This is a genomic window from Pseudomonas sp. rhizo66 (assembly GCF_031931925.1).
Taxonomy (GTDB): Bacteria; Pseudomonadota; Gammaproteobacteria; order Pseudomonadales; family Pseudomonadaceae; genus Aquipseudomonas.
Genome location: NZ_JAUJWZ010000002.1, coordinates 26494 through 48095, shown reverse-complemented (window position 1 = coordinate 48095; position 21602 = coordinate 26494). Strand labels below are relative to the sequence as shown.

The 21602-nt window shown below is 59.6% G+C and carries 22 protein-coding genes; 7 read left to right on the top strand and 15 right to left on the bottom strand.

Translation table 11 applies throughout. The features are described 5' to 3' along the window. Positions 1-236 precede the first annotated feature (236 nt). From QZR14_RS02250 to QZR14_RS02240, 3 genes are all read left to right on the top strand, one after another. Complete coding sequence (locus QZR14_RS02250; protein ID WP_038365023.1) at positions 237-1244, top strand: methionine ABC transporter ATP-binding protein; 1008 nt, start codon at positions 237-239, stop codon at positions 1242-1244. Next, entirely contained in the window at positions 1244-1918 is a 675-nt protein-coding gene (locus QZR14_RS02245; RefSeq protein WP_160054515.1) for a methionine ABC transporter permease, read from the top strand. The genes QZR14_RS02250 and QZR14_RS02245 overlap by 1 nt, the downstream gene beginning before the upstream one ends. A 73-nt stretch (positions 1919-1991) precedes the next feature. Continuing rightward, positions 1992-2762, top strand: coding sequence for a MetQ/NlpA family ABC transporter substrate-binding protein (locus tag QZR14_RS02240; RefSeq protein WP_250605519.1), 771 nt, complete (start codon positions 1992-1994; stop codon positions 2760-2762). A gap of 313 nt (positions 2763-3075) precedes the next feature. Here QZR14_RS02240 and QZR14_RS02235 read toward each other — a convergent pair whose 3' ends face one another. From QZR14_RS02235 to QZR14_RS02215, 5 genes are read right to left on the bottom strand one after another with little or no spacing between them, the layout of a single operon-like run. Further along, a complete protein-coding gene (locus tag QZR14_RS02235) occupies positions 3076-3711 on the bottom strand; it encodes an SCO family protein (protein WP_159813369.1) in 636 nt (211 codons plus the stop codon). After that, positions 3708-4607 (bottom strand): heme o synthase, encoded by a 900-nt coding sequence (gene cyoE, locus QZR14_RS02230; protein ID WP_250605518.1) that lies wholly within the window; start codon positions 4605-4607, stop codon positions 3708-3710. The genes QZR14_RS02235 and cyoE overlap by 4 nt, the downstream gene beginning before the upstream one ends. Then, positions 4595-5674 carry a COX15/CtaA family protein gene (locus tag QZR14_RS02225; protein ID WP_311995794.1) on the bottom strand — a complete coding sequence of 360 codons (1080 nt, stop codon included), beginning with the start codon at positions 5672-5674 and terminating at the stop codon, positions 4595-4597. The genes cyoE and QZR14_RS02225 overlap by 13 nt, the downstream gene beginning before the upstream one ends. Before the next feature lie 10 nt (positions 5675-5684). Beyond that, the gene (locus QZR14_RS02220) at positions 5685-6278 is read right to left on the bottom strand and encodes a hypothetical protein (protein ID WP_311995793.1); all 594 of its coding nucleotides are present in this window, start codon (positions 6276-6278) and stop codon (positions 5685-5687) included. Further along, positions 6244-6984 (bottom strand): SURF1 family protein, encoded by a 741-nt coding sequence (locus tag QZR14_RS02215; protein ID WP_311995792.1) that lies wholly within the window; start codon positions 6982-6984, stop codon positions 6244-6246. Before QZR14_RS02215 ends, QZR14_RS02220 begins: the two co-directional genes overlap by 35 nt. A gap of 71 nt (positions 6985-7055) precedes the next feature. On the opposite strand from QZR14_RS02215, the gene QZR14_RS02210 reads away from it, so the two are divergent. Further along, the gene (locus QZR14_RS02210) at positions 7056-7259 is read left to right on the top strand and encodes a twin transmembrane helix small protein (RefSeq protein WP_007911731.1); all 204 of its coding nucleotides are present in this window, start codon (positions 7056-7058) and stop codon (positions 7257-7259) included. 9 nt (positions 7260-7268) lie between these two features. On the opposite strand, the gene QZR14_RS02205 is transcribed toward QZR14_RS02210, so the two are convergent. The 4 genes from QZR14_RS02205 to coxB all read right to left on the bottom strand — a co-directional run bounded on the left by QZR14_RS02205 (position 7269) and on the right by coxB (position 11659). Further along, the gene (locus QZR14_RS02205) at positions 7269-8156 is read right to left on the bottom strand and encodes a cytochrome c oxidase subunit 3 (RefSeq protein ID WP_123470225.1); all 888 of its coding nucleotides are present in this window, start codon (positions 8154-8156) and stop codon (positions 7269-7271) included. A gap of 25 nt (positions 8157-8181) precedes the next feature. Next, positions 8182-8733, bottom strand: a complete 552-nt coding sequence (locus tag QZR14_RS02200) for a cytochrome c oxidase assembly protein (RefSeq protein ID WP_064389744.1) — start codon at positions 8731-8733, stop codon at positions 8182-8184. 129 nt (positions 8734-8862) lie between these two features. Next, a complete protein-coding gene (ctaD, locus tag QZR14_RS02195) occupies positions 8863-10449 on the bottom strand; it encodes a cytochrome c oxidase subunit I (protein ID WP_311995791.1) in 1587 nt (528 codons plus the stop codon). Between the two features lie 82 nt (positions 10450-10531). After that, entirely contained in the window at positions 10532-11659 is a 1128-nt protein-coding gene (gene coxB, locus QZR14_RS02190) for a cytochrome c oxidase subunit II (RefSeq protein WP_250605513.1), read from the bottom strand. A gap of 370 nt (positions 11660-12029) precedes the next feature. Here coxB and QZR14_RS02185 point away from each other — a divergent pair, with 370 nt between their 5' ends. Continuing rightward, positions 12030-12680: a hypothetical protein gene (locus QZR14_RS02185; RefSeq protein ID WP_250605512.1), complete on the top strand. Its 651-nt coding sequence runs from the start codon at positions 12030-12032 to the stop codon at positions 12678-12680. A 134-nt stretch (positions 12681-12814) separates the two neighbouring features. Here the strand turns inward: QZR14_RS02185 and QZR14_RS02180 are convergent, their stop codons facing one another. The 3 genes from QZR14_RS02180 to QZR14_RS02170 form a co-directional block, all read right to left on the bottom strand. Continuing rightward, positions 12815-14341, bottom strand: coding sequence for a SulP family inorganic anion transporter (locus QZR14_RS02180; RefSeq protein ID WP_311995790.1), 1527 nt, complete (start codon positions 14339-14341; stop codon positions 12815-12817). A 90-nt stretch (positions 14342-14431) separates the two neighbouring features. After that, on the bottom strand, positions 14432-15160 hold the full coding sequence (locus QZR14_RS02175) for a carbonic anhydrase (RefSeq protein WP_250605510.1): 729 nt from the start codon (positions 15158-15160) through the stop codon (positions 14432-14434). Between the two features lie 237 nt (positions 15161-15397). Further along, complete coding sequence (locus tag QZR14_RS02170) at positions 15398-16456, bottom strand: PA0069 family radical SAM protein (RefSeq protein WP_250605509.1); 1059 nt, start codon at positions 16454-16456, stop codon at positions 15398-15400. A gap of 221 nt (positions 16457-16677) precedes the next feature. Between QZR14_RS02170 and QZR14_RS02165 the strand changes: the two genes are divergently transcribed. Beyond that, positions 16678-16980 (top strand): hypothetical protein, encoded by a 303-nt coding sequence (locus QZR14_RS02165; protein ID WP_311995789.1) that lies wholly within the window; start codon positions 16678-16680, stop codon positions 16978-16980. A gap of 207 nt (positions 16981-17187) precedes the next feature. Then, positions 17188-17457 (top strand): hypothetical protein, encoded by a 270-nt coding sequence (locus QZR14_RS02160; protein WP_311995788.1) that lies wholly within the window; start codon positions 17188-17190, stop codon positions 17455-17457. Between the two features lie 65 nt (positions 17458-17522). On the opposite strand, the gene QZR14_RS02155 is transcribed toward QZR14_RS02160, so the two are convergent. From QZR14_RS02155 to QZR14_RS02145, 3 genes are read right to left on the bottom strand one after another with little or no spacing between them, the layout of a single operon-like run. Continuing rightward, a complete protein-coding gene (locus tag QZR14_RS02155) occupies positions 17523-18824 on the bottom strand; it encodes a c-type cytochrome (protein ID WP_311995787.1) in 1302 nt (433 codons plus the stop codon). A 12-nt stretch (positions 18825-18836) separates the two neighbouring features. After that, the gene (locus QZR14_RS02150) at positions 18837-20621 is read right to left on the bottom strand and encodes a GMC family oxidoreductase (protein WP_311995786.1); all 1785 of its coding nucleotides are present in this window, start codon (positions 20619-20621) and stop codon (positions 18837-18839) included. A gap of 4 nt (positions 20622-20625) precedes the next feature. Continuing rightward, the gene (locus tag QZR14_RS02145) at positions 20626-21372 is read right to left on the bottom strand and encodes a gluconate 2-dehydrogenase subunit 3 family protein (protein WP_311995785.1); all 747 of its coding nucleotides are present in this window, start codon (positions 21370-21372) and stop codon (positions 20626-20628) included. Positions 21373-21602 lie beyond the last annotated feature (230 nt).

Here is a 21602-nt window from a genome sequence, read left to right as displayed (position 1 = left end):
ATCCTTACCGGGGACTCTTGAGTGGTTCCCGGGCACGGCACCCAGGGTTTTCAAGTCGCTTACTAAGTGACTGATGAGGCACTGCGGGCGTTCCTTTTTTATGACCTTTGATCTTGTTATTGCCAAATCGAAGGTTAATTGCGAAATAAATGCTAAGAACCTCTATACGGACAGGCTAAAATGCGCGCCCGGCTAACCGCTGATCCTTTTCTAACGCGCCCCACAAGGTTCGCTACGTGATCGAGTTTCAAAACGTCCACAAGACTTACCGCGTCGCCGGTAAGGACATTCCCGCGCTGCACCCGACCAGTCTCTCCATCGAGAACGGGCAGGTGTTCGGCCTGATCGGCCATTCCGGTGCGGGTAAAAGCACCCTGCTGCGTCTGATCAATCGCCTGGAAGATTCCAGCGGCGGCAAGATCATCGTCGACGGCGAAGAAGTCACTGCGCTGGACGCAAACGGCCTGCGCCGTTTCCGTCAGCAAGTCGGGATGATCTTCCAGCACTTCAACCTGCTCGCCTCCAAGACCGTGGCCGACAACGTTGCGTTGCCGCTGACCCTGGCCGGCGAACTGTCGGGCAGCGAAATCGACAAGCGTGTTGCCGAATTGCTGGCGCGGGTCGGTCTGTCCGACCACGCCAAAAAGTACCCGGCGCAATTGTCCGGTGGCCAGAAGCAGCGCGTCGGCATCGCCCGCGCCCTGGCGACCAAGCCGAAGATTCTGCTGTGCGACGAGGCCACCAGTGCCCTCGACCCGCAGACCACCGCATCGGTCCTGCAACTGCTGGCCGAGATCAACCGCGAACTGAAACTGACCATCGTCCTGATTACTCACGAGATGGATGTGATCCGTCGCGTCTGCGACCAAGTGGCAGTGATGGACGCCGGCGTGATCGTCGAGCAAGGTTCGGTGGCCGATGTGTTCCTGCATCCAAAGCACCCGACCACGAAGCGCTTTGTCCAGGAAAGCGAGCAGATCGACGAAAGCGAACAGCGCGATGACTTCGCTCACGTGCCGGGTCGCATCGTGCGTCTGACCTTCCAGGGCGAAGCGACCTACGCCCCGTTGCTCGGTACTGTCGCCCGGGAAACCGGGGTCGACTACAGCATCCTCGCCGGTCGCATCGACCGCATCAAAGACATTCCTTATGGGCAATTGACCCTCGCCGTCACCGGTGGCGACATGGAAGCGGCGTTCGCCCGCTTCACCGCCGCTGACGTTCACATGGAGGTATTGCGCTAATGGAAGACCTGATCAGTTTCTTCACCAATATCGACTGGTACGAAATCTGGCTGGCCACCGGCGACACTATGCTGATGCTCGGCGGTTCGCTGCTGTTCACCGTGCTGCTGGGCCTGCCGCTGGGCGTGTTGCTGTTCCTCTGCAGCCCGCGTCAGTTGCTGGAAAACCGTGGCCTCTACGCGTTCATGTCGCTGGCGGTGAACATCCTGCGTTCGCTGCCGTTCATTATTCTGTTGATCGTGATGATCCCGTTCACTGTGCTGATCACTGGCACGTCGCTGGGTGTGGCCGGTGCGATTCCGCCACTGGTGGTAGGTGCGACGCCGTTCTTCGCGCGTCTGGTGGAAACCGCGCTGCGTGAAGTCGATCGCGGCATCATCGAAGCGACCCAGTCGATGGGCGCGACCACCCGGCAGATCATCATCAACGCCTTGCTGCCGGAAGCCCGTCCGGGCATCTTCGCGGCGATTACGGTGACGGCGATTACACTGGTGTCCTACACGGCGATGGCCGGTGTGGTCGGCGCCGGTGGTCTGGGCGATCTGGCCATCCGTTTCGGCTACCAGCGTTTCCAGACCGACGTGATGATCGTCACCGTGGTGTTGCTGCTGATTTTGGTGCAAGTGTTGCAGATGGTCGGTGATCGACTGGTCGTGCACTTCTCGCGCAAGTAATCCGGATTTGAAAGCATGAGCCGGCCATTCGCTGGCAGGCGCCAGACGGGCGCTTTGAAAAGGAGTTAGCTGAATGAAAAAACTGATCGCTGCTTTTGCTGCCGTTGCAGCATTCTCGGCCCACGCCGAAACCCTGACCGTAGCCGCCACCCCGGTGCCGCACGCGGAAATCCTCGAGTTCGTGAAGCCGGCGCTGGCCAAAGAAGGCGTGGATCTGAAGGTCAAGGTCTTCACCGACTACATCCAGCCGAACGTGCAGGTCGCGGAAAAACGTCTGGACGCCAACTTCTTTCAGCACCAGCCGTACCTTGATGAGTTCAACAAGGCCAAGGGCACCAATCTGGTCGCCGTGACCGGTGTGCACCTGGAGCCGCTGGGCGCCTACTCGAGCAAGCTGAAAGACCTGAAAGATCTGCCAAGCGGCGCTAACGTGGTAATCCCGAACGACGCCACCAACGGCGGCCGTGCCCTGTTGCTGCTGGCCAAGGCAGGCGTGATCACGTTGAAGGATTCGACCAACATCCTGTCGACCGTCAAAGACATCGCGACAAACCCGAAAGACCTGAAGATCCGTGAGCTGGAAGCCGCGACCATCCCGCGCGTGCTGACTCAGGTTGATCTGGCGCTGATCAACACCAACTACGCGCTGGAAGCCAAGCTCGATCCGTCCAAGGATGCGCTGGTGATCGAAGGTAACGACTCGCCATACGTAAACATCCTCGTGTCCCGCCCGGACAACAAGGACAGCGACGCGATGAAGAAACTGGCTGCTGCACTGCACAGCCCGGAAGTGAAGAAGTTCATTACCGAGAAGTACAAAGGCGCGGTATTGCCGGCGTTCTGATTTGGATGGCTGCAATGAAAAAGGGGACGCCAATGGCGTCCCCTTTTTTGTGTCTGGTGTCTGGCTTTGGACCTGCTTTGAAGCTGCCCCTCTCCCAGAGGGAGAGGGGGCCGACCGAGGTGTCTGGCGCTATGCATCGACCTGAAAGATCCAGTCGATTATGGATTCGGCACAACACATCGACTTGAACGGTCTTGGCGATTATGGATTCAGCACAGCGCTTACAAGTCGGTGTATTGCTTCAGCATCCCCCAATCAGTCCCCTCTCCCTCTGGGAGAGGGTTAGGGTGAGGGGCTTTTCGCTCTTCTGCGTTTATTTGCGGTTGAGCATCACCGGCAATTGCGCCACCAGTTTGGTGTTATTCAACGGCGCCCGAATAAACCCGCGTTGCGTGCCGTCCGGCCCGATCACCGCCAGATTGCCGCTATGGTCGACGGTGTAATTCGGCTTGCTGGTGTCGGCCGGAATAAACGGAATACTCACCGCGTTCGCCACCTTCTGTAGCTCTTCGATCGATGTCGGCGTCAGTCCAATGAACTGCGGATCAAAATAGCCCAGATACTGCTTCAACTGCTTCGGGTTATCACGGTTCGGGTCAACGCTGACCAGCACGATCTGCAACTTGTCCACAGCGTCCTTGGGCAACTCGCTCTTGATCTGCCGCAACTGCGCGAGGGTAGTCGGGCAGATGTCCGGGCAGAAGGTGTAGCCAAAAAACAGCAGGCTCCACTTGCCTTTGAGCTCATTGATCGCCACCGGTTTGCCGTCCTGATCGGTCATCGTCACGTCCGGCAGATTGCGGCTCTGCGGCAGCAGGATAATACCGGCGTCGATCAGCGCAGTCGGGTCGCCCTGGCCCTTGCCGCTCAGCACTTTGTTGACGGTCAGGCCGAGGATCAGCGCGATCACGGCGACGAGGATGAAGACGGTTTTCTGGGTTCGAGTCATAGGTTCAACAGTAAGTAGTGGTCTACGAGCAGGGCGATGAACAACAGGAACAAGTACCAAATAGAGTATTTGAAAGTGTTGATCGCCGCGTGCGGCCGAGTGCCACGGTACAGCACCACGGCCCATTGCAGAAACCTTGCGCCCAGCGCCAGCGCGCAAATCAGGTAGAGCATGCCGCTCATGTGAATCACGTACGGCAGCAGGCTCACCGCCAGCAGCGCGAAGGTGTAGAGCAGAATGTGCACCTTGGTGTAGTGCTCGCCATGGGTGACCGGCAGCATCGGGATGTCGGCCTTGGCGTATTCCTCTTTGCGATGGATCGCCAGCGCCCAGAAGTGTGGCGGCGTCCAGGCGAAGATGATCAGCACCAGCAGCAGCGGTTCGGCGCTGACGTGGCCAGTGGCGGCAGTCCAGCCAAGCAGCGGCGGGGCGGCGCCAGCGAGGCCGCCGATAACGATGTTCTGCGGCGTCGCGCGTTTGAGAAAACCGGTATAGATCACCGCATAACCGAGCAGCGAAGCGAGGGTCAGCCACGCCGTGACCGGATTGGTGAAGGTCAGCAACAAGGCCTGACCGAGCAACGCCAGCACCAAGGCAAAGGTCAGCGCCGCAGCAGGCGACACCCGGCCTTCCGCCAATGGCCGTTTATGTGTGCGTGCCATCACCGCATCGATGCGCCGATCGACTACATGGTTGACCGCCGCCGCGCCCCCGGCACACAGGGCAATCCCCAGATTGCCGAACACCAGCACCGTCCACGGCACCCCGGCGCGGGTCGCGAGGAACATGCCGACCAACGAGGTGATCAGCATCAGCACCACGACTTTCGGTTTGGTCAGCTCCAGATAATCACGCCAGATCGCCTGATGCGGGCGCTCGCCAATCAGAATCGCCACGGCATTTCTCCTTTAATAGTGATGGGCGCGGCCGCGTGTTTGCGCGGGCTAAGGCGCCAGCGCGCCAGCACCGGTTGCTTGACCCGGACCAGACTGGTGCGCGCGTGATAGTTGACCAGCACCATCGTCAGCAACAATGCTGCGCCGCCGGCGTTATGCGCGACCGCCACCGGCAGCGGCAGGTGGAACAGGACGTTGCTGATGCCGAGGGTGATTTGTGCGCCGAGGGCGATCACGACCAACCCGGCCAGCCGGGTCATGCCGACCACTTTCAGTTGCCAGGCGAGACCGAGCAGCACCAGCGTCACCAACAGCGCACCGATGCGGTGAGTCAGGTGAATCGCCGTGCGCGCATCGCTGTCGAGTTGTCCGCCGAGATAATTCGGGCCGATGTGTTGAGTCAGGTGAAAACCATTGGCGAAATCCGCTGGCGGCAACCATTGCCCGTGACACGTCGGGAAGTCGATACAGGCCACTGCCGCATAGTTGGAGCTGACCCAGCCACCCAGCGCGATCTGGCCGATCACCAACAACAATCCCGCCGTCGCCCAATACTGCAAGCGCTTGGGCACGGTCAGCGCCGGCAGCACGCCGGACAATCGCAACGTCAGCAAAAACAGCAGACTCAACGTCGCAAAGCCGCCGAGCAAATGCCCGGTGACCACCTGCGGCCAGAGCTTGAGCGTCACCGTCCACATGCCGAACGCCGCTTGCGCAAACACCACCGCCAGCAGAAACAGCGGCAGCTTCAACGGTTGCCCCGGATGACGCCGGTTGACCCACGCACGCCCGGCCAGAATCGAAATGAGCAGACCGAGGGTGCCGGCGAAGTAGCGGTGGATCATCTCGTTCCAGCCCTTGTGCGCCTCCACTGGCGAGTCGGGGTAATGCAGTTCGGCATGGGCCAGTTGCGCTTCGCTTTTGGGCACGCTGATAAAGCCGTAGCAGCCCGGCCAGTCCGGACAGCCGAGGCCGGCGTGGGTCAGGCGCGTATAGGCGCCGAGCAGCACCACAATCAGTGCCAGCAGGGTGGCAAACAGCGCGAGGCGAAATCCAGGTTTGGCCATGACGATGCCCTTATCCTATGTTCGACAGTTTCAGCAGGTGACGCAGGTCGTTGAGCAGATCCTTGCCTTTCACATTCGGCTCGTAGCGCAGCACGAGGTTGCCGTGCGGGTCGATGATCCACAGCTGCGGCGTGGCCTTGTCGCCCGTGGTTTTGCTGAACGTTGTAGCGTCCAGCGGATAGCGTTGCAGCTGTGGATATTCGCGGGTCAGCTTGGCTTCGTAATCGGCGCTCACCGGTTGCGCCAAGGCGAGTGCATGGCTGGCACGCCCGGCCTCGCGACCAAGGCCGATCTGGATCTGCCGCGCCAGGTACACCAATTGCTGGCAATCCACTGCACACTCCTTCGGCGCGGTGACCAGCATCTGCCAGCGTTGTTCATCGGCCTGTACGCCGAGGTCGGCGCGGGTCTGGCCGTTGCCGATCAGTTCGCCGTGATAACTGCGCCCTTCCGGCACCCAGAACTGCAATTTGTACATGCCGGTGGCGAGCAGCATCGGGCCGACCACGCCGAGCACGATCAGCAGCAACTGAATGCGCCCGCGACGGCGGCTGGCGGCAGGTTTCGTCTCAGACATGCTGGGTGGATTCATGGCCGTTCCCATGGTGTTTCTCCTTTGCGTTGTGCCAGCCCAAATAGAGGTAGAGACCGAGCAGGGCGGTGGCCATGGCGAACCACTGCACGGCGTAACCGAGGTGTTTTTCCGGGCCCATCGCAACCACCGGCCAATCGGCCTCGTAGCTGCCCGGGCCGGGTTCGGTGCGTAATTCGTAGGCGAAGCCGTCGCGTTCGAGGGTTTTCCACAGCCTGGTGGGTTCGACGGCAGTGATGGTTTGCGGCCAGCTGTTGCTGACCGGATCGGCGTGCAACTGGAAGGTCGCGCCGGGGGCGACGTAGACCCAGGCATCGACATTCAGTGCATCAGCAGGCGTGGTGAATTGCGGCGGCACGCGGCGATCCGGCCACGGCAACCAGCCGCGATTGACCAGTAGCCACAGACCGGTGCGTTGATCCTGAAACGGTTGCAGCAGCTCGACGCCGACCTTGCCGTTCCGTTGGCGGTTATCCAGCAGCAGACTGTGCGCAGCATCGAACTGGCCGTGCAGGTGCACGCGGCGATAGGCCGGATCGGCGCTATTGAGCAATTCGGTGCTGGCCATCGGTTCGGCCGCGCGGCGTTCGGCGTAACTGGCGAGCAGGGCGGTTTTCTCGGCGCCCCGGCTCAGTTGCCAGAAGCCCAGCGACACCAGCAGCGGCAGCAACAACGCCACCACCACGCTCGGTATCACGCCCGGACGAAAGCGCTTCATGGCTGTGCCACAAAGTCAGTCGTCGCGATCGCTATACTCAACTGCATCGCCTGTCCCCCGGAGTTCTTCCCATGCTCAAAACAGCCATCGTCCTGATGCTGATTGCCACGGTGATCAGCCTGTTCAGCGGCCTGTTTTTCCTGGTCAAGGACGACAGCAGCTCGAATCGCCTGGTCATCGCCTTGAGTGTTCGGGTGGCATTGGCCGCTGCCACCGTCGGCTTGATCGCCTGGGGCTTTTACAGCGGCCAACTGGTGTCGCATGCGCCTTGGTAGCTCTGGTCCTCAGAGCACGTAAACGAAGATAAACAGGCCGATCCACACCACATCGACGAAGTGCCAATACCAGCTCGCCGCTTCAAAACCGAACTGGTGCTCGTTGTCGAAGTGGCCCTTCATGATGCGCATCAGCATCACGAACAGGATGATCGTGCCGATGGTCACGTGGGCGCCGTGGAACCCGGTGAGCATGAAGAACGTTGCGCCATAAATCCCCGAACCGAGGGTCAGGCCCAGTTCGTGATAGGCGTGGATGTATTCTTCAGCCTGGAAACCGAGAAACGCGCAGCCCAGCAATACCGTGATCGCCAGCCAGATTTTCAGCGCGCCGCGATGGCCCTTTTTCAAGGCATGGTGGGCGATGGTGATGGTCACGCTGGAGCTGACCAGCAGAATTGTGTTGATCAGCGGCAGGCCCCACGGGCTGATGATGTCTTTCGGGGGCGGGAACAGTTTCGGATCCGGCGTGTGCAGCAGCGGCCAGGTGAACTGGAAGTTCGGCCACAGCATGTGCGCGATGCCTTTGGTGCCTTCACCGCCGAGCGCTGGCCCGGAGATGTGTCGCACGTAAAACAGCGCACCGAAGAAGGCGATGAAGAACATCACCTCGGAGAAGATGAACCAACTCATGCCCCAACGAAACGAGCGATCCAGCTGGGCGCTGTAAAGTCCCGCGCGGCTTTCCTTGATCACCGTGCCGAACCAGCCGAACAGCATGTACGCCACCAGCAGGCCACCGACGAAAAAGATCAGCGGGCCGTGGGATTCCGGGCGCGCGGCCTTCAGATCGTTGAACCAGACGGCCAGACCGTACACGGTGACCAACATCCCGATCGTGGCAATGATCGGCCATTTGCTCTGGGCCGGAACGAAATAGTGCTCATGAGTTGCCATTTATTGTTCTCCTTATCGGGCACGCTCAACCGCCAGTGTTTACAGCCACTGGTGGATGTCGGGCGGTGATATCGAACAGCGTGTAGGACAGCGTCAGGTGCTTCACATCCTTGGGCATGTCGCGGTCAACAATGAAGCGCACCGGCATCTCGATCTGCTGACCGGGCTGCAGCACCTGCTGGGTAAAGCAAAAGCATTCGGTCTTGTGGAAATACGCCGCGGCGTTGCTCGGCGCGATGCTCGGCACGGCTTGCGCACTCATCGGTTTGTCGGTGGGGTTGCGCGCAATGAAGATCATCTCGTTGACGGCGCCGGGGTTGGCGGTCAGCTCGTCGTGTTTGGGGTAGAAGTCCCACGGCATGTCGGCGGTGTTGGTCGACAAAAACTGCACGCGCACCTGCCGCGAGGTGTCGACCACCTGCTCGCCCTCGTACTGTCCACCGGTCTTGCCGTTGATGCCGAAGGCTTTGCACATCACGTCGTAGATGGGCACCAGGGCAAAGCCGAAGACAAACATCGCCACCACCACCCCGAGCAGGCGGGTGACGAGTTTTTTCATCGAGATCGAATCAGCCATGATTTTCAGCCTCCACATGAATCCTTGTGGGAGCTGGCTTGCCAGCGATGGCTGCCTGCCTGACACACTGCGCTGGCCCCATCGCTGGCAAGCCAGCTCCCACAGGGTTTGTTATAGGGCCGAGGGTGCTCATTTCACTTCCGGCGGCGTAGTGAACGTGTGATACGGCGCCGGTGACGGCACGCTCCACTCCAGTCCTTCGGCGCCATCCCACGGCTTGGCCGGTGCCGGCGCGCCACCGCGAATGGTCTTGATCACAATGAACAGGAAGAAGATCTGCGTGGCGCCAAACATGAACGCGCCAATCGACGAAACCATGTTGAAGTCGGCGAACTGCAGGTTGTAGTCCGGAATCCGTCGCGGCATCCCCGCCAGCCCGACGAAGTGCATCGGGAAGAAGGTCAGGTTCATGCCGACGAACGACAGCCAGAAATGAAGCTTGCCGAGGGTTTCGTCGTACATGTGCCCGGTCCACTTCGGCAGCCAGTAATAGGCAGAGGCGAAGATCCCGAAGATCGCCCCCGGCACCAGCACGTAGTGGAAGTGCGCGACCACAAAATAGGTGTCCTGATACTGGAAGTCCGCCGGCGCGATGGCCAGCATCAACCCGGAGAAACCACCGATGGAGAACAGGATCACGAACGCCACCGCAAACAGCATCGGCGTCTCGAAAGTCATCGAGCCCTGCCACATGGTGCTCGCCCAGTTGAACACCTTCACCCCGGTCGGCACTGCGATCAGCATGGTCGCGTACATGAAGAACAACTCGCCCACCAGCGGAATGCCGACCACGAACATGTGGTGCGCCCAGACGATGAACGACAGGAACGCGATGCTCGCCGTCGCATAGACCATCGAGGTGTAGCCGAACAGCGGTTTGCGCGCGAAGGTCGGGATGATCTGGCTGACCGCGCCGAACGCCGGCAGGATCATGATGTACACCTCGGGGTGCCCGAAGAACCAGAACACATGCTGGAAGAGCACCGGGTCACCGCCACCGGCAGCACTGAAGAAACTGGTGCCGAAGTGGATGTCCATCAGCATCATCGTCACGCACCCGGCCAGCACCGGCATCACCGCGATCAGCAGGAACGCGGTGATCAGCCAGGTCCAGACAAACAGCGGCATTTTCATCAACGTCATGCCGGGGGCGCGCAGGTTGAGGATGGTCGCGACCACGTTGATCGCGCCCATGATCGAGCTGATCCCCATCAAGTGGATGGCGAAGATGAAGAACGTCACGCTTTCCGGCGCGTAGGTGGTCGACAGCGGCGCGTAGAAGGTCCAGCCGAAATTCGGCCCGCCACCGGGGCTGAACAGGGTCGAGACCAGCAGCAGGAACGCCGCCGGCAGCAGCCAGAAACTGAAGTTGTTCATCCGTGGCAGGGCCATGTCAGGCGCGCCGATCATCAACGGGATCATCCAGTTGGCGAGGCCGACGAAGGCTGGCATTACCGCACCAAAAACCATCACCAGACCGTGCATGGTGGTCATCTGGTTGAAGAACGCCGGCTCGACGATCTGCAATCCGGGCTGGAACAATTCTGCGCGGATCACCATGGCGAACGAGCCGCCAAGCAGGAACATGCAGAACGCAAACCACAGGTACAGCGTGCCGATATCCTTGTGGTTGGTGGTCAGCACCCAGCGCATCAGGCCTTTGGTCGGGCCGTGGGCGTGGTCGGCATGACCGTGGTCATCGATGACAGCGCTCATGGCCGGTCTCCTTTACGTGAGTGGGCAGGGCGGGCCGGGGCGTGGTGCCCCGGCCGGTTCACGAGGTACGCGATAGACCGGCTCATTTGCTTTCCGCCTGTTTCAGCTCCAGCACTTCTTTTGGCGTGACCATGTCGCCCTTGTTGTTGCCCCAGGCGTTACGTTCGTAAGTCACGACCGCTGCGATATCGACTTCCGACAGCTGTTTGCCGAACGCCGCCATGGCAGTGCCGGGCTTGCCGTGGAAGACAATGCTCAAGTGGCCTTCTTTCGGTCCGGTGGCGATTTTCGAGCCTTTGAGCGCCGGGAACATCGGCGGCAGACCCTGGCCTTCGGCCTGGTGACAGGCCACGCAGGTGGTGTGATACACCTTGTCGCCCCGTTCCTTGAGTTCGTCGAGGGTCCATTCCTTGCTGGTCAGCTCTTTAAGCTGCGCGGCCTCGGCCTTGCGCTCGGCGAGCCACTTCTCGTAATCGGCCTTCTCTTTGACCTCGACCACGATCGGCATGAAGCCGTGATCCTTGCCGCACAGTTCGGCGCACTGGCCACGGTAGAGGCCGGGCTTGTCGATGCGTGTCCAGGCTTCGTTGACGAACCCCGGGATCGCATCGCGTTTGACCGCGAAGGCCGGCACCCACCAGGAGTGGATAACGTCGGCGGACGTCACAAGGAAGCGCACCTTGGCCCCGGTCGGCAGCACCAATGGCTTGTCGACCTCAAGCAAGTAATGCTCGCCTTTGGCTTCCTTGTTGTGGATCTGCTCGGCGGGGGTGGCCAGGTTGCTGAAGAACTCGACGTCCTGGCCCAGGTATTTGTAGTGCCACTTCCACTGATAACCGGTGATCTGGATATCGATATCCGGCTCACTGGTGTCGTACATCTTGATCAGGGTGGCAGTCGCCGGTACGGCCATGGCCACCAGAATCAGCAGCGGCACGACGGTCCACATGATTTCGACGCCGGTGCTTTCGTGGAATTTTGCGGCGACCTGCCCGGTAGAACGGCGGTGCACCATCATCGACCAGAACATGGCGCCGAAGACGATGATCCCGATCACCACACAGATCCAGAAAATGGTCATGTGCAGGTCGAATACTGCGTGACTGATTTCAGTCGCTCCAGGCGCCATATTCACAGTCCAGGCGGCGTTGGCCTGGCTGAAAATCGACCACAACAGGAGGCCCATCCAGACGTGTGGATGTCGCATCATTGCGGGTTCCCCTTATCGTTCTTGTTATCCCGGAGGCGTAACGCCTGCGGCAAGGGAGCGGCTGCATCAGACTACGAACTTGAATCGCCGGGCCTTGCTGCGGGTGCAGTCGGGCGTCATCAGCTAACTCCATTCAATGGCGAGTATAGACAGCGCCGGGAAATTGCAATGTGCACACGTAAATCAACTGAAACAGCTGGCACTTGCGTTCAAGGGCAGGAATGGAGAAGGATGCAGACGAGTGGTGGCAAACCGATATAACGCAGGTGCATCAAGGATGAAATAATTATGACAAATGCGTCTTAGCATTTTTCGTAAGCCAGCTAAGTTATGTCTTCCCTATTTCATTGCCTTGTTTCCTGGAGTTTTCATGAACACCGCCGCATTGCGCGAGCAGATCCAAAAAGCCCAACAACACGAAAAAGATACCGGCCTGCTGACCCGTCAGCTGGAAAGCAAGCTGCCTCATTTACACCCGGCGATCCAACTGCCGGAAGCCGACGCCCAAGGCGTGCTGACGCGTTTTGTCGCCGCCTATATCGATGAAGTGCCAGACCTGCTGGATGCAGCCAATGAAGTCGCCAGGGAAGCGGGAATCGAATCGCAGATCAAACCGGTGCTGAAAATCGCCGAGCAGTATTTCCTCCAGCCGCCGGCGATCATGGCCGGGCACGTTGGCTTGGACAGCCTGCTGGACGAAGCTTATCTGGCGCACCGTTTTGTCGAAGAGGTCAATGACCTGTACATCAAGCATTTCGGCCAGCCACTGATCCCCCTGGACATGACGGTCGCCAACCTGATTGCTCACCAATTGATCGGTGAGGAATTTGCCAACCAACTGGACGAAGCGGTGCATCACGCCATCGACGAGATGCTCAACGATGAGAGTTTCGCGCTGGAATCGGTAGAAGCCTACCGCGACAAACTCAGCAGCCCGGACACCGGCGCCGCGTGGAAACGCTGGCCGTGCATGGGCCGCCGCCTCGGCGTGGGTCTGGAACTCGACCAGCCTGCCGCGTAAGCCTCATACGCCATAGATCCAATGTGGGAGCGAGCCTGCTCGCGAATGCGCTCGTTCATTCAACATCTCTGTTGGCTGATACACCGCTTTCGCGAGCAGGCTCGCTCCCACAAGGTTTATCGCAACAGGACGTTTTAGCCGGCAGCGCCGATCCCGGTAGTCGTTCGAACCCGCCCCTCAAGCCGACGCTTCAACCCGCGCGACTCGATCAACAGCTTCGATCCCTTCGCCGCATTCGCCCGGCCCCACTCCTCCAGCAACTCCAGACACGAATGGTCGATGTAGCTCAGATTATTGAGCGGCACATGCACCGTCGTCCCCTGCGGAATACTGCCCAGCACTTGCGTCAGCGCTGGCACCTTGAGGAATGTCGCCGCGCCGACCAGACGCAATTCCATCTCACCGTCCTGCGGCAGATCGATCAGGCTGATCTTCAGGCGCGAAGCCTTGAACGCCAGTTTCAACAAGGTCAGACCGAAACCGATCAACACACCCGTCAGCAGGTCGGTGAAGATGATCGCCAGCGCCGTCGCCGCGTAGGTGAACATCGGCATCCGTCCATAGCGTCCCAATCCTCGAAACGCTTTGAGATCGACCAGTTTGAAACCGGTATAGACCAGCACGCCGGCCAGACTCGCCACCGGAATGCTTTGCAGCACACTCGACAGCAACAGCACGAACGCCAGCAGCCACAGGCCATGGAAGATCGTCGAATAACGCGTGGTCGCACCGGCCTGAACGTTGGCCGAACTGCGCACGATCACCCCGGTCATCGGCAGCGCTCCGACCAGACCGCAGAGCATATTGCCGACCCCTTGCGCCGACAGCTCACGGTCGAAATCCGAGCGCACGCCGCTGTGCATGCGATCCACCGCCGCAGCGGAGAGCAGCGTTTCGGCACTGGCGATGAAGGCTACGGCGAACGCGGCGATCAACAGCGTCGGGTCGGCGAGGCTGAGCAGGTCCGCCGGTTTCAGCCAATCAATGGCTTCGGCCAGATTCGCCGGTACTTCAACGCGTTTGACCTGCAACGCCAGCAGCAGACTGGCCCCTGTCGCCAGACCCACGCCGAGCAATGCGCCTGGCACAAAGCGCAGCGAATGCGGGCGAAATTTCTCCCACAGCCACATCACCGCGATCGTCGACAGCCCGAGCAGGCCAGCCTGCCAGCCAAACGACGGCAACGCCTGTGCCACGGCTGCCGGGAACGCGGTGAGGTTGTCCAGACCAGAAGGTTTTGGCGAGGCATCGAGCATCACATGTACCTGCGACAGCACGATCAACACGCCAATCCCCGCCAGCATCCCGTACACCACGGCTGGCGCCGTCACCCGAAACCAGCAACCGAGTTTCAAGCGCCCGGCCACCAGTTGCAGGAAACCGGCGAGCAACAGAATCGGCCCGAGCATTTCGATGCCGTGCTGGCGCACCAGCTCGAACACCAACACCGCCAGACCCGCCGCCGGTCCGCTGACCTGCAACGGCGACCCGGCCAGCCAGCCGACCACCAGACCACCGATGATCCCGGTGATCAAACCTTTGGCCGGCGGCAACCCTGACGCAATCGCGATACCCATGCACAGCGGCAAGGCGACCAGAAACACAACCACTGAAGCGAGCAGCTCCCGTGGCAACACCGCTTTCAATTGAGCCGCACGCATGGCGATTCTCCCGAAGTTTTCTTCAGGCATGGCTTCGCCGAACCGCTGAAACAGCGGCCGGCGTCAAACCACACAGATGTTTAGGAAGATTTAGAAGCGCGCTTTGGGCGTCGCCACCGGAATCGGATGGCTACCGTCGAGCGGCAGGAAACGTCCCTGATCCGCGTCGTAAGCTTTGATTTCGCTGGTTTCGATGTTGTAGACCCAGCCATGGATGAACAGATGACCGTTCGCCATGCGCGAGGCTACCGAAGGATGGGTACGCAAGTGCTGCAATTGGGCGATGACGTTTTCCTCGGTGAGGATCGGCATGCTTTCTTTTTCGTCGGCGCAGTGACAGTTGTCGTGCACCATGGTTTTCGCGACTTCAGCGTGGCGCAGCCAGGCTTTGACGGTCGGCATCTTTTCCAGGCTGCCCGGGTTGAGTACCGCACGCATGGCGCCGCAATCGGAGTGGCCGCAGATGATGATGTGCTGCACGCCCAGCGCCAGCACCGCGTATTCAATCGCGGTGGATACGCCGCCGTTCATCTGGCCGTACGGCGGAACGACGTTGCCGACGTTACGGGTGACGAACAGATCGCCCGGCGAGCTCTGGGTAATCAGCTCAGGGACGATGCGCGAGTCAGCGCAGGTGATGAACATCGCTTTGGGCGCCTGGGCCGTGGCGAGTTTCTTGAAGAGTTCTTCCTGCTGCGGGAAGACCTCATGATGAAAATGCAAAAAGCCGTCTACGATCTGTCGCAGCGCTGCATCGGCGGATTCCGCCACAGGGGCTTGCGCCGACGCAGCCAACGGCTGTTTATCCTTGTCACTCATGATTCATCCTCTTTGGCGGATTCAGGGATTCTTCCCCGGTATTCCGGTATGAAGCCAGTGGCTGTTTAAAACATCCGGGTCATCCCAACCCGTCAGTCACTCGATGAACAAGGTAGCCGCCGAAACTTAACTCAAACTGAATCAAACGCTCTAGAACGTGTGTTCCAGGTCACAAAAAACGTGACTGAGTGATTTCGGCGCAAGGATTCCAACCCTTCAACCAAGGGGCAATTGTCGCTAAATCAATGACATCTGGCGACCCGGCGGACAGAAGGCAGTGCAATCGAGGTTATAGCCTTCGCGATGATTCATGCCGAGACGCTTGATGGCTTTGGCAAATCGTTGCGCGAGCAAGTCGGCGAACACCCCTTCGCCGCGCATGCGTGCGCCAAAACGGCTGTCGTAGAGCTCGCCACCCCGGCTCTGGCGAATCAGGCTCAGCACATGCGCGGCGCGCTGCGGATAATGTGCCGCCAGCCACTCCTCGAACAACGGTGCCACCTCCAGCGGCAGGCGCAGCATCATGTACGCCGCGCTTTGCGCGCCCGCTGCGTGGGCCTCGTTGAGCAGGTTTTCGATTTCGCTGTCATTGATCATCGGAATCATCGGCGAACACAGCACGCCGACGGGAATGCCAGCCTCGCGCATCACCCTAATCGCCCGCAACCTGGCCTTGGGCGCAGCGGCACGTGGTTCGAGGATGCGTTTCAGTTCGTCATCGAGCGTGGTCAGGCTGATCATCACCGCAACCAGACGTTGCTCGGCCAACTCGGTCAGCAGGTCGAGATCGCGCAGAATCAGCGAGCCTTTGGTGACGATGGTCACCGGGTGCCGATAGCGCAGCAGTACTTCAAGAATCTGCCGGGTGATTTTGTGTTCGCGCTCGATCGGCTGATACGGATCGGTGTTGGAACCCAGGTTGATCGGCGCACATTGATAGCCTTTTTTCCCGAGCTGTTCTTCGAGCACTTGGGCGGCGTTGGTCTTGGCGATCAGCCTGGTTTCAAAATCCAGCCCCGGTGACATGTCCCAATAGGCGTGGCTGGGCCGTGCGTAGCAGTAGATGCAGCCGTGTTCGCAGCCGCGATAAGGATTGATCGAGCGGTCGAAGGGCAGATCCGGCGAAGTGTTGCGGGTAATGATGGTTTTGGCGGTTTCGATCATCACCTCGGTGCCTTGGGTCAGCGGCACTTCCTGATACCAGCCGTCGTCCTCGGCCACCGAACGGTTCGGTGCGAAGCGGTTGTGCGGATTGCTGGCGGTGCCGCGACCGCGCGGGGGGAGAGGGGTGATCATTGGGCAGATTCCTGATCTGTATATGCATACAGTAACCGAGCAAGCTCGCTGTGATCCAGTACCGTTCAGCGATGGGATAATTGCTGACTGGAAAAGTTTATATATAAGTGCAAAGTACAATCCGAGATACATATGCCACGTTGTCGCGACAAGTTATCGAATATAGTCTTGGTTACTTCAATCGGCACTTGATCGATTAATAAATTAAAAGGATTTAATTCATGTCTTATCTCAATCAACGTGGTGTGTTTTTGCAGTTGATGCTGCCGAATGCTTCGGAGCCGAATACTATAGTTTCCATGCAACTGGCTCGTAAGGAACTGGGCTGGAACGCTGAACAAGAGCTGCCCACCGAGGGGTTGGTGGATTCGATCTACGTGGTGGCGGTGTCCAGCGACCGTGGCAAGACGTTCACTATCCGCACCAACAAGAAAGATGTCGACGGCGATGGTGATATTGATAGCGACGACAAGGCAAAGTTGATTGCGCTGGCCAAGGCTTATGTCAGTATCGTCAATCCGTAATTGAAATATCAGGAATCGCAGAGCAAATAACAATAAAGCCCTGCATGAAGATTCATGCAGGGCTTTATTGTTTTAGAAGCAGATACTGTGAATGGCAGCTGGTCAGTCAAAGACTGGCTGGGCATACACCCAGTCAACTCTGACAGTAGACCGGAAATCTCGCCAACCCTAATCTCAAGCACGCAATCAATCTGAAGGGATTCGTCCATGGCTATCAGAATACTGCTGGAAATTGCGGATATGGACCGAGATGGAAGTCCGGAAATCGCGTTTTATCACTACAGCGAAGACGCGACCGAAATGATGGATTACGACTATTCGCTTTTTGCTTCGTCGTCGCAGGCCAATGGTCGTTATGACGTGATCTCCGAAGACGCCGTCGATACTGACGGCGATGGCGACATCGACAAATACGACGAGAAGCTTTACCTGCAACTGGCCGATGCATTTGCACAGTTCAAAGGCTTTCGGTCCTAGCGTTGACCGGCCGCTGACACCAGACGAAAAGTCGGACCATGTCAGCGGCGTATCAATCACATCCGTCAGTTGTACGTGGTGACTTGCCCCAAATCATCCCCGGAAGTCGTCTGCATATCGTTCTTGCGCAGCTTGGCGACATCCTCAGCGTCAACCGGCGCACCTTTATTACCCCAACTGCCACGAATGAAACTCACCACATCCGCCACTTCCTGGTCCGACAGGCGCCAGGCGAAGCCCGGCATGGTGAAAGTCGACGGTGCCGTGTGTGTCGCCGGCAATGTACCGCCCTTGAGCACGATGTGGATCAGCGAGGTCGGGTCTTCCGATTGCAACACCGGATTGCCCGCCAGCGCCGGGAACACTCGGGTGTAGCCGTGGCCGTCGGTGCGGTGGCACGCCGCGCAATTGTCGATGTACACCGCAGCGCCACGCTGGCTGTCATCACCGTTCCACAGCGCCTTGGCTGCTTTCTCATCGTACTGATGCGGTTGATCGTTCGGATCAGTGGCCGGTAGCGATTTGAGGTAGCGGGCAATCGCGGTCAGGTCGGCGTCGGTCATGTATTGCATGCTGTGGGTGACCACATCGCTCATGCCGCCGAACACTGCGCTGCGATCGCTGCGCCCGGTCTTGAGGAACTGCACCAGTTGCGCCTCGGTCCAGCTGCCGAGGCCGTCCTTGTGATCGCCGCGCAGGCTCTTGGCGATCCAGCCTTCCAGCGGCGCACTGCCGGCGAGGAAGGTGGTGCCGTCAGTCGCGCTCAGGGATTTTTCCTGCATGGTCAGCGCGCGTGGCGTATGGCAGGCACCGCAATGGCCGAGACCTTCGACCAGATACGCGCCACGGTTGATGACCGGATCCTCTGACGTGGCTTTGTAGTCCTCGACCTTCGGCGCAAACATCCAGCGCCAGCCCATCAGCGGCCAGCGCATGCTGAGTGGCCATGGAATGTCACTGGCCTTGTTCTCCTGCGCCACCGGTTCGACGCCGTGCATGAAGTACGCGTACAGCGCTTGCATGTCGGTTTCGCTGACACGGGCGTAGGACGGATACGGCATCGCCGGGTACAACGTACTACCGTTTTTGGCGACGCCATGGCGGACTGCCTGATCGAAGTCTTCGAAGCTGTATTCACCGACACCGGTTTTATCCGGGGTGATGTTGGTCGAGTAGATCGTGCCGATCGGGGTTTCCATCGGCAGGCCACCGGCGAACGGCTTGCCGCCCTTGGCGGTGTGGCAGGCTACGCAGTCGCCGGCGCGGGCGAGGTATTCGCCCAGTTTGATCACACTTTGATCAACCTCAGCCGCATGGAGTGTGGCACTGCCGAGCAGCGCCAGGGTCGCGATAACGAGAGTCTTCATGGTCATCGCTCCTTAAGCCTGAACCAGCGGGCCGGGGTTTTTCAGGTACTGCTCGCGAATCGCCTTCGCCGACCAGTAGGTCAAAGCGGCAACCAGCCCGGTCGGGTTGTAACCCAGGCCCTGCGGAAATGCCGAGGCACCCGGAACAAAGACGTTATGCACGTCCCAGCTCTGCAAGTAGCGGTTCAGGGCGCTCTTCTTCGGATCGGTGCCCATGATCGCGCCGCCGTTGAGGTGGGTGGTCTGGTAGGACGCGGTGTTGAAGTGATCGCCGACTTTTTTGCCGATCACCGCGATGGCTTTCGGGCCCATCGCTTCGGCGACCTTGCCCATTTTCTCGACCATGAAGCGGTTCATCTTGATGTCGTTTTCCTGCCAGTCGAAGGTCATCCGCAGCAGCGGCAAACCGTAGGCATCGCGGTACACCGGATCGAGGTCGAGGTAGTTGCCCCGGTAGGACTGATGCGCGCCGTGCGCGTCCATCGACACCTGGTGGGTGTAGTAATCGGCGGTCGCGCGTTTCCACGCGCTGCCCCACGCGGGTGTGCCCGGCGGGTTCGAGGTGCCGGCAATCGGCCGGCTGCCGGCCTGGTTGACCCACATCGGCGAGCCGCCGACGAAGCCGTGGGGGCCGTGGTCAAAGTTATCGGCGTTGAAGTCGTCCAGGGCAACGCCGTTGCCGCCGGCACCGATGAAGTTGTTGGTGTGGGTGTCCTTGTCGAAGAAGGCCTTGATGGTTGCCATGTTCTGGTAGGCGAAGTTACGCCCGACCACGCCTTCGCCGCTGATCGGGTCGTAAGGCTTGCCGATGCCGGAGAGCAGCATCAGACGCACGTTGTGCAACTGGAACGCGCCGAGGATCACCAGATCTGCCGGTTGCTCGATCTCGCGACCCTGGCCGTCGATGTAGGTCACGCCGGTGGCTTTGGATTTGCTGCTGTCGAGATTGACCCGCAGCACGTGCGAGTTGGGCCGCAGCTCGAAATTCGGCAGCGGCTTGAGCGCTGGCAGAATATTCACGTTCGGCGAGGCTTTGGAATACATGTAGCAGACATAACCGCTGCAGAAACCGCAGAAGTTGCACGGGCCCATTTGTGCGCCGTAGGGATTGGTGTACGGCCCCGACGTATTTGCCGAAGGCAGGTTGTAGGGTTTGTAGCCGACCTCTGTCGCCGCTTTGCCGAACAGTTGTGCGGAAACCGTATTCTTCTGCGCCTCCAGCGGGAACGGGTTGGAACGATCCGGCGCGTACGGGTTGCCGCCCTTGCCCTGACCGACCAGTTGGCCCTTCACCGTCCACGCCTGACCCGAGGTGCCGAAGACTTTTTCGGCGAAATCGAAGAACGGCTCCAGCTCTTCATAGCTGACGCCGAAGTCCTGGATGGTCATGTCCTTGGGGATAAAACTTTTGCCGTAGCGCTCTTCGTAGTGGCTGCGTATGCGCAACTCGATCGGGTCGACGCGAAAGTGCACACCCGACCAGTGCAACCCGGCGCCGCCTACACCATTACCCGGCAGGAACGCACCCAACTGGCGGTTCGGCAGGGCGATGTCGTTGACGCTATGGCGAATGGTGACCGTCTCTTTGGAGATGTCCTGAAAGAGTTTTTTGCGCACGCTGTAGGTGAGTTCGTCAATCACCTGGGGATAGTTGCCGTCCGGGTAGGTGTCCTGCATCGGCCCGCGCTCCAGCGCCAGCACGTTGAGACCCGCTTCGGTCAGCTCCTTGGCCATGATCGCGCCGGTCCAGCCAAAACCGACGATAACTGCGTCAACCTTCTTCATTACTGTTGCCATGTGCTTACGCCCTCTCGCCGCGAATAGACACTGCCGGGAAGGGGTATTGCTCGTTGCGTTCCACCCAATCCATGAAATCGGCGCGGGCGCCGGGGAAGCCGATCATGGTCCAGCCGACCATGCCTTGGTTGCCGCCGTGGATCGGGTCGCAGAAGAACCCTTCCTTGGTGTTTTGCAGCAGCAGGTTGAAGAAAATCTTCGCTGGAACATCGTCGAACTGCGGTTTGCCGGCTTCGAGTTGCTTGAGCAAATCGTCTCGGGTAGCGCTGTCTTGCTCAGCAAATACTTTACCGTTGAGGGATTTTGCCCACTGATCCGTGGCGGCGATGCCGAGGCGATAGATCTCTTTGGGTACCAGTTTGCTCTGCCAGCCCATCTCGGGTGCGGCGTCGGCATTGAACGGGCCTTGCATGTACCACAGGGCACCAGCGGCGTAGGGCGTGTTCATCTGCCGGTCGATGTATTCCGGCACACCGGCTTCGAGCGCGCCTGGGCCTTGGGCATCGTTGGGGATCAACTGTGCGACGGCAGCATTGATGAACGCCCATTCTTCGGCGGTGAAGTAGCTCGGCTGGTACACGCTGGCATCCGCGCGAACCGGTTGCGGCGCGGGCGCAGCAGGCGCGACTTCGGGGGCGGCTTGCAGGACGCTGCTGCCCAGACCGGTGCCGGCCAGAGTGACCACCGGAATCAGGGTCAGGGATTTGCGCAAAAACTCACGCCGCGGGTTGTCTCGATCTTCATCAGACATGGGGTGCACCTCATCAGGCATTAGGGGACAGCCGCTTCTGCGAACGGCTTGAGGATTTTTCGTCGAGACGGATCCGGTCTGACCCGGAAAAAGGGCACGCGTCTGCAACATCATGTGACAAATGGTAGCAGGCTAAGCTTCCGGATGAACCGGTTCAGTGGAAAAAACAGCGGTTTTCTGAATGCCAGGGAATGAAACCCCGCGGATTCACGATTCTTTGACAAGCGCCT

Bases quoted from the DNA above. Each gene is read 5' to 3' on its own strand.
- QZR14_RS02205 (WP_123470225.1), bottom strand. From the start codon at position 8,156: ATGGCAACTCATGAGCACTATTTCGTTCCGGCCCAGAGCAAATGGCCG.
- coxB (WP_250605513.1), bottom strand. From the start codon at position 11,659: ATGATGCGACATCCACACGTCTGGATGGGCCTCCTGTTGTGGTCGATT.
- ctaD (WP_311995791.1), bottom strand. From the start codon at position 10,449: ATGAGCGCTGTCATCGATGACCACGGTCATGCCGACCACGCCCACGGC.
- QZR14_RS02200 (WP_064389744.1), bottom strand. From the start codon at position 8,733: ATGGCTGATTCGATCTCGATGAAAAAACTCGTCACCCGCCTGCTCGGG.
- QZR14_RS02225 (WP_311995794.1), bottom strand. From the start codon at position 5,674: ATGGCCAAACCTGGATTTCGCCTCGCGCTGTTTGCCACCCTGCTGGCA.
- QZR14_RS02175 (WP_250605510.1), bottom strand. From the start codon at position 15,160: ATGAGTGACAAGGATAAACAGCCGTTGGCTGCGTCGGCGCAAGCCCCT.
- QZR14_RS02245 (WP_160054515.1), top strand. From the start codon at position 1,244: ATGGAAGACCTGATCAGTTTCTTCACCAATATCGACTGGTACGAAATC.
- QZR14_RS02160 (WP_311995788.1), top strand. From the start codon at position 17,188: ATGGCTATCAGAATACTGCTGGAAATTGCGGATATGGACCGAGATGGA.
- QZR14_RS02235 (WP_159813369.1), bottom strand. From the start codon at position 3,711: ATGACTCGAACCCAGAAAACCGTCTTCATCCTCGTCGCCGTGATCGCG.
- QZR14_RS02155 (WP_311995787.1), bottom strand. From the start codon at position 18,824: ATGAAGACTCTCGTTATCGCGACCCTGGCGCTGCTCGGCAGTGCCACA.
- QZR14_RS02220 (WP_311995793.1), bottom strand. From the start codon at position 6,278: ATGGGAACGGCCATGAATCCACCCAGCATGTCTGAGACGAAACCTGCC.
- QZR14_RS02145 (WP_311995785.1), bottom strand. From the start codon at position 21,372: ATGTCTGATGAAGATCGAGACAACCCGCGGCGTGAGTTTTTGCGCAAA.
- QZR14_RS02185 (WP_250605512.1), top strand. From the start codon at position 12,030: ATGAACACCGCCGCATTGCGCGAGCAGATCCAAAAAGCCCAACAACAC.
- QZR14_RS02170 (WP_250605509.1), bottom strand. From the start codon at position 16,456: ATGATCACCCCTCTCCCCCCGCGCGGTCGCGGCACCGCCAGCAATCCG.
- QZR14_RS02150 (WP_311995786.1), bottom strand. From the start codon at position 20,621: ATGGCAACAGTAATGAAGAAGGTTGACGCAGTTATCGTCGGTTTTGGC.
- QZR14_RS02210 (WP_007911731.1), top strand. From the start codon at position 7,056: ATGCTCAAAACAGCCATCGTCCTGATGCTGATTGCCACGGTGATCAGC.
- QZR14_RS02215 (WP_311995792.1), bottom strand. From the start codon at position 6,984: ATGAAGCGCTTTCGTCCGGGCGTGATACCGAGCGTGGTGGTGGCGTTG.
- QZR14_RS02165 (WP_311995789.1), top strand. From the start codon at position 16,678: ATGTCTTATCTCAATCAACGTGGTGTGTTTTTGCAGTTGATGCTGCCG.
- QZR14_RS02180 (WP_311995790.1), bottom strand. From the start codon at position 14,341: ATGCGTGCGGCTCAATTGAAAGCGGTGTTGCCACGGGAGCTGCTCGCT.
- QZR14_RS02240 (WP_250605519.1), top strand. From the start codon at position 1,992: ATGAAAAAACTGATCGCTGCTTTTGCTGCCGTTGCAGCATTCTCGGCC.